Origin of the sequence: Intestinibacter sp. (genome assembly GCF_051866655.1) — a bacterium.
In the GTDB taxonomy this organism is placed as follows: Bacteria; Bacillota; Clostridia; order Peptostreptococcales; family Peptostreptococcaceae; genus Intestinibacter.
The window spans coordinates 1-6488 of the sequence record NZ_JBJDXL010000115.1 but is presented as its reverse complement, the minus strand read 5'-3'; the positions used below and the strand labels follow the sequence as shown (position 1 = coordinate 6488).

At 31.9% G+C, this 6488-nt stretch carries 5 protein-coding genes; 1 reads left to right on the top strand and 4 read right to left on the bottom strand.

Going from position 1 to position 6488, the window contains the following annotated elements; translation table 11 throughout:
- Nucleotides 1-1227 (top strand): GTP-binding protein (locus ACI3VO_RS03045; RefSeq protein ID WP_439756505.1); only part of this gene is annotated, 1227 nt, incomplete at its 5' end.
- Nucleotides 1228-1324: 97 nt separating this feature from the next.
- Here ACI3VO_RS03045 and ACI3VO_RS03040 read toward each other — a convergent pair.
- From ACI3VO_RS03040 to ACI3VO_RS03025, 4 genes are all read right to left on the bottom strand, one after another.
- On the bottom strand, nucleotides 1325-3445 hold the full coding sequence (locus tag ACI3VO_RS03040; RefSeq protein WP_439756504.1) for a glucose PTS transporter subunit IIA: 2121 nt from the start codon (nucleotides 3443-3445) through the stop codon (nucleotides 1325-1327).
- Nucleotides 3446-3712: 267 nt separating this feature from the next.
- Complete coding sequence (gene licT, locus ACI3VO_RS03035; protein WP_439756503.1) at nucleotides 3713-4546, bottom strand: BglG family transcription antiterminator LicT; 834 nt, start codon at nucleotides 4544-4546, stop codon at nucleotides 3713-3715.
- Nucleotides 4547-4743: 197 nt separating this feature from the next.
- Nucleotides 4744-5394 (bottom strand): ABC-2 transporter permease, encoded by a 651-nt coding sequence (locus ACI3VO_RS03030; protein WP_439756502.1) that lies wholly within the window; start codon nucleotides 5392-5394, stop codon nucleotides 4744-4746.
- Nucleotides 5394-6245 (bottom strand): ABC transporter ATP-binding protein, encoded by an 852-nt coding sequence (locus ACI3VO_RS03025; protein WP_439756501.1) that lies wholly within the window; start codon nucleotides 6243-6245, stop codon nucleotides 5394-5396. Before ACI3VO_RS03025 ends, ACI3VO_RS03030 begins: the two co-directional genes overlap by 1 nt.
- Nucleotides 6246-6488 lie beyond the last annotated feature (243 nt).

The window sequence follows — 6488 nt, the reverse complement described above, 5'->3', positions numbered from 1 at the left end:
GGTGTAAGTCATAAAATTGGTGAAGTTCATGATGGAACTGCAGTTATGGACTGGATGGAACAAGAACGTGAAAGAGGTATTACAATTACATCTGCTGCTACAACAGCACATTGGAAAGGATACCGTTTAAATATTATCGATACTCCAGGACACGTAGACTTTACAGTAGAAGTAGAAAGATCACTAAGAGTACTAGATGGTGCTGTTACAGTACTAGATGGTAAAAATGGTGTTGAAGCACAAACTGAAACAGTTTGGAGACAAGGTTCAAAATATAATGTACCAAGAATTGTCTTTGTTAACAAACTTGATGCTATCGGCGCAGACTTTGAAATGTGTATTGAAACATTACATAGTAGACTTGCTGCTAATGGATATGCTGTTCAATATCCTGTTGGACAAGAAAGTGCATTTAAAGGAATTATTGACATCATTGAAAAGAAAACATACATTTACAATGATGATAAAGGATTAGACATTAGCGTAATTGATCATGTAATTGAAGGATATGAAGATAAAGTAGAAGAATTAAGAGGAAAACTTTTCGAAGCTATTTCTCAATATGATGATGAATTCTTTGAAAAATATATGGAAGATCCAACTGGTGAAAGCATTAGTGTTGAAGAAATTAAAAAAGCAATTCGTAAAGGCGTTCTAACTGGTGAATTTTTCCCTGTATTTGCTGGTGCTTCTATCACTTTCAAGAGCAGCGATGAAATCAAAAAGGCACTAGATATCTCATCAGACAAAGAAGTTGTTGCAATTATAGCTATTGGATATTCAGGTGCTTCTAAAGGAACAAAGAAATCAGCTGTAAAAGTAGGCGACAATTATTCTAAAGCTTCTATGGATCTTGAAAGTACTACTCCTTATAAGCTTGGCGTAGAAGATATCGTTTATGTAGATACTTGGGGAAATAACGCAACAGTTGAATTATTAGAAGAAAGATATTTAATAGATGCATTTAGTATTTCAAGATTAGCTCCATCTACTTTAAATCAACAACCTTGGAGATTTATAATAGACGGCGGAAAAGTTATACTAGCTATCAAACAAGATGATTTCGCAAGTGATTACGAAAGAAGCATAGACACTGGTATTGCTTTATTATACTTCTCTATAGTAATAGATACTACTCTATTTGATTTACACTGGACTTTAGGAGAAATCGAAAATACTTACAATGTACCTGATGACTACAAAATAGTAGGTTACTGCAACGTATAAGAATTTGTACATATTTTTAAATAAATCAAGATTGCCGCTTCTAATTCTGAAGCGGCAATTTTTTAATATATTATAAAACTTTAAATTTGAAAGAAGTCTATTTTTCAACTCTTAGCATTTCAGCATTTTCATCTATATCGCCGTTAGCTAAAACTTTTACATCGCTATAAACGTCTGTGTTACTTATTATTATTGGAGTTACTGTTTTATATCCAGCTTCTTTGATTTTGTCCATATCAAATTCTGCTAATAAATCTCCAACCTTTACTTTATCTCCTACTTTTACATGTACGTTGAAAGGTTCACCATTTAATTGTACTGTATCTAATCCTATGTGTATAAGAACTTCTATACCTTCATCTGAAGTTATTCCTATAGCATGCTTAGTATCGAATACTACTGAAATTGTTCCGTTTACTGGAGAAACTGCTCTTCCTTCAGCTGGTTCTATTCCTATACCTTTACCTAACATTCCTGCTGAGAATACACCATCATTTACTTCTTCTAAAGCTATTGCTTTACCTTTTATTGGAGCATATACTACTCCGCTTTCTACTTTTACTTCTGTTTTAGCTTCTTGTTTAACTTCTGCTTGAGGAGCTTCTACCTTTACAGTAGCAGATTTTCCGCTAGCTATGAATTTTTCTAGGTTAGATTTTATAACTGTTACCTTTGGTCCGTATACAACTTGTACACCGTTACCTTTTTTGATTACACCAGCTGCACCACTTGCTTTTAACATTCCTTGATCTACCTTAGAAGAATCTTTAACTGTTAAACGAAGTCTTGTTATACAGCAGTCTAAGTCAGTTAAGTTGTCGTTTCCACCTAAGCCTTGAAGTATTAAAGCGCTTAATTCATCATCTGCATCTTCAGCACTTTGTCCTTCTTTTTTAGCATTTACGTCTGCTCTTGTATATAATTTAACTTCTGCATTGTCATCATCTTCACGACCTGGAGTTTTGAAGTCGAATTTTTTGATTAAGAAAGTGAATAAGAAGTAGTAAACTACAAAGTAAGCTATACCTACAAATACTACATTTATCCAACTAGTTTTTGCATTTCCTTGAAGTATACCAAATAGGAATAAGTCTATAAGTCCTCCAGAGAAAGTCATACCAACACCAACATTAAATATGTGCATTAACATGTATGCAGCTCCTGCAAATATACAGTGAATTACATATAACATTGGAGCAACAAATAAGAATGTGAATTCAAGTGGTTCAGTTATACCTGTTAACATTGAAGTTAATGCTGCTGATAATAGTAAACCTCCAACAGCTTTTCTCTTTTCAGGTTTTGCACATTTGTACATTGCAAGTGCAGCTCCTGGTAAACCAAATATCATAAGTGGGAATTTACCAGACATAAATCTAGTAGCTTCTACACTAAAGTGAGTAACAGTTGGATCTGAAAGTTGAGCGAAGAATATGTTTTGAGCACCTTCTATCATCTTTCCAGCTACTTCCATAGTTCCACCAACACCTGTTTGCCAGAATGGTAAATAGAATACATGGTGAAGACCAAATGGTATTAAAGCTCTTTCCATTAAACCGTATAACCAAGTTCCTACATATCCAGAACCTCTAACTAAATCACCTACAGAATATATTGCACCTTGTATTGGTGGCCATAAGTAGAACATTGCTATACCAACAACTAAGTAAACTATTGCACTTATTATTGGAACAAATCTTGTACCACCGAAGAATGATAATACTTGTGGTAATTCGATTTTATAGAATTTATTATGAAGTGCAGCTACACCAAGACCTACTATAATACCTCCAAATACACCCATTTGAAGAGATGTCATACCTAATACATCTGCTGTAGAACCGCTTAACATGCTTTCTGCTCCACCATGAACTGCTATCATAGCACTAACTGAAGCATGCATTATGAAGAACGCTAAAGCACCTGCTAAAGCTGCAACTTCTTTTTCTTGTTTCGCCATACCTATTGCAACACCCATCGCAAATATAATTGGTAGGTTTGCAAATACTACGTTACCTGCTGCATTTAAAACTGTTAATAAGCTGTAAATAAATGTTCCAGGTCCCATAACACCCATTAATCCATATGCATTAAGCATTGTTTCATTTGTAAATGATCCACCTATTCCTAGGAAAAGACCAGCTACTGGTAAAATTGCTATTGGAAGCATGAATGATCTTCCGACACGTTGTAAGACTCCAAAAATCTTATCTTTCATTTTGTAATTCCTCCTTGTAATTTATTTTTTCCTTAATTTAATAATTTCCAAATGAAAAAATTTTATTATAATCTAGTAATTTTGAGCAAATAAAAAGACCTAACTAAAAATGTATGTCCCTTTAATTTACACAACAAAATATAGATATTTACATAAAATATAAATATAAATATAGCTAAAATTAAAATATATCTATTCTTGCTGTAAACTTGAGCTTTACATCTTCTAATTAGGTCTTGCCTGCATTACCAGTCACAATCCAAGTTATTAATTTGTAGATATTCTCTTTAGGTGAATAGTTAAAAACATCATTTCTTCACCTGTAAGATTTAAGTCGTATTTTTCCTTGATGTATTCTTTGATTTTTTCTGCACAGCCGTAATCCTTGCTGTAGTTTTCTCTAATCATTCTCTGTAATTGGAAATCTGTATCCTTTGTAGGCTTATTGCTGAATAACCTCTGTGCAAAATATTTTAAATGAGTTATGAATCTTCCAAAATCTAAAGAATCCTCATTTAATTCTATATTGTAATAATTTTTTACTATTTCAAGTACTTCCTGCATAAATGAAGTTATCTTTATCATGCTACTCATGTTTGTATCTAATTCTGCATTTACAATATGTAATGCGATAAATCCTGCTTCATCATCTGAAAGTCTTATTTTGTGTTTTTTCTCTATAATGTCTAGTGATTCTAATCCCAATTTATATTCTTGATCGTAGAATCTCTTTATATCCCAAAGTAGAGCATTGCTGTACTCTTGGTTTAACTTTTTTCTTTCGATTGCAAAACTAAGGTGGTCAGTTAAAGTAATATAAATGTTGTCGTTTAATTTTTTATTTAGTTTTAATTTTATATTGTCTATGATCTCTGTGCTTGTGTCTATATATTCCTTAGGGACTTGACTTACAAGCTCTTGTAACTTGTTTGAAGTAGCCTTGTCTTCTATTCTGTAGACAGCCTCTACTTTATCGTCCTTTATCCACTCTCCTGGCTTCTTCTGAAATCCTATTCCCAAGCCTCTTATAACAACCTGCTTGCCGTCTTGATCTATAGAACTGATAAAATTATTATTAATTACCTTTTTTACCCTATACAATAACCATCACCTCCTATTTTAAGCATATATCAAAAAAGACCAACAAACATATAGAATACACATATAATTATCCTTATGTAGTTGGTCTTGCCTGCATTACCAGTCACAATCCATAAATATTTAATTTATTTTCTTGTTCTTACAGTTATAAGAATAACATTTTCATCGAGTAATTGTCAACATATATTTTCAATTTTCTAAAATTCTTTTTTGCTATATATTTTTAATGATATTTTGTATGATATAAAGCAAACTATAACCGCTAATACAACTAATGCTATAGGCCCTACTTTAGCCAATGTATCTAAAGTATTTGCATCTGGCATAGGTATATTAGACTTTTCAGCTATTTTTGCAACTAAAAATACTAAAATCGCTGGTATAAAAAATATCGCCATCATGATTATTCTAGCCTTTTCTGCTCCATTTTTAAATACAATAGGAATTACTATGCAAAATAATATAGAGAATATAGCTGGTACAATTATGGATGTAATCAGTATTTCTTCAATACTCACGGGTACATCTATGAAGCTATTTATAGCTAAAGATCCAACAACACCAGCTACAATTCCAACTAATATACACATTACGAAAAATACGTATTTAGATAAAACCACATCTTTTCTAGTTATATTCATAGTTAAAGCGTATTTATCCCATTTAGCATATTCATCATATGACATAGTAGTTATAACCTGCATACTAAGCATCATAGTTATCATAGCACCAACAAAGGTTCCATTTTTTAGAAAAATTCCATATGCTGTAAAAAATATAAAAATTAATATTAATTGCTTCATGTAATTTTTTAAATTTAATATATCCTTAATTAATAGACCTTTCATTATTTTGCACCCCTAACTGTAAATAAAATTATTTCTTCTAAATTTGTCTTATCTACTACAAATCCCATATTTTCATAATGCTCTCTGTTGTTTACCATTACCTCGCATCCAAAAGTGTTCTTTCTGATGCCGACTATATCTTCATTTTTTATTTTGTCGATTTCTTTTTCACTACATTTTACTATTCCTGCGTTGTAAATTAGTTCGTCTTTGTTTTCACTGAATATGATTTGTCCGTCGTTTATAAAGGTTATGTAATCAGCGATTTTTTCTAGGTCGCTAGTTATATGTGAGGCTATAAGTATACTGCAGTCTTCGTTTTGTATATATTCTAGGAATATGTCTAAAATCTCGTCTCTGACTACTGGATCCAGTCCACTTGTAGCTTCATCTAGGATTAGAAGCTTAGCTTCGTGGCTAAGTGCTACTGCTATAGATAGCTTCATTTTCATCCCTCTTGAAAAATCCTTTATTCTTTTGTCCTTAGGTAGTTTGAATTTGTTTGTGTATTTTAAAAATTGATTTTTGTTCCAACTAGGATATATATTCTTCATTATTTTATCGATATCTGGTATTTTTAAGTTGTCGTGGAAATAGCTTTCGTCGAATACTACTGCTATGTCTTTTTTAATTTCCATTTCATTTTCTTTGAAATCTTTCCCAAATATCTTTACTTCTCCTGAGTCTATATTTATTAGGTTTAGAATTCCTTTTATTATAGTCGATTTTCCTGCTCCGTTTTCCCCTACGATTCCCATTATTGTTCCTGTTTCTAGCTTGAAGGATGCATCCTTTAGAGAAAATCCATCGTAAGTTTTGTTAAGGTTGTTTACTTCTATTGCGTATTTCATAGTAATCCCTCCGTATTTTTATACTATACATAAATTTATTTTTTAAAGCTTTTTAACTGTTTTTCCAAATATCTATATAATTTTTTAATCCTCTTCATATAAAAGCCTTAGAATAGATTCTATCTCTTCGTAGTCTATCGAGCATTTTTTTGCCTCGTCTACTGCTTTTGATAGGTACTCTTCTATTAACCTTAGCTTTTCTTCTTTTAGTAGCTCCATGTTGGTGCTTTTTACAAAGCTGCC

Excerpts from the sequence above, each read along its gene's own strand:
- ACI3VO_RS03040 (WP_439756504.1), bottom strand. The coding sequence starts at position 3,445 with ATGAAAGATAAGATTTTTGGAGTCTTACAACGTGTCGGAAGATCATTC.
- ACI3VO_RS03030 (WP_439756502.1), bottom strand. The coding sequence starts at position 5,394 with ATGAAAGGTCTATTAATTAAGGATATATTAAATTTAAAAAATTACATG.
- ACI3VO_RS03025 (WP_439756501.1), bottom strand. The coding sequence starts at position 6,245 with ATGAAATACGCAATAGAAGTAAACAACCTTAACAAAACTTACGATGGA.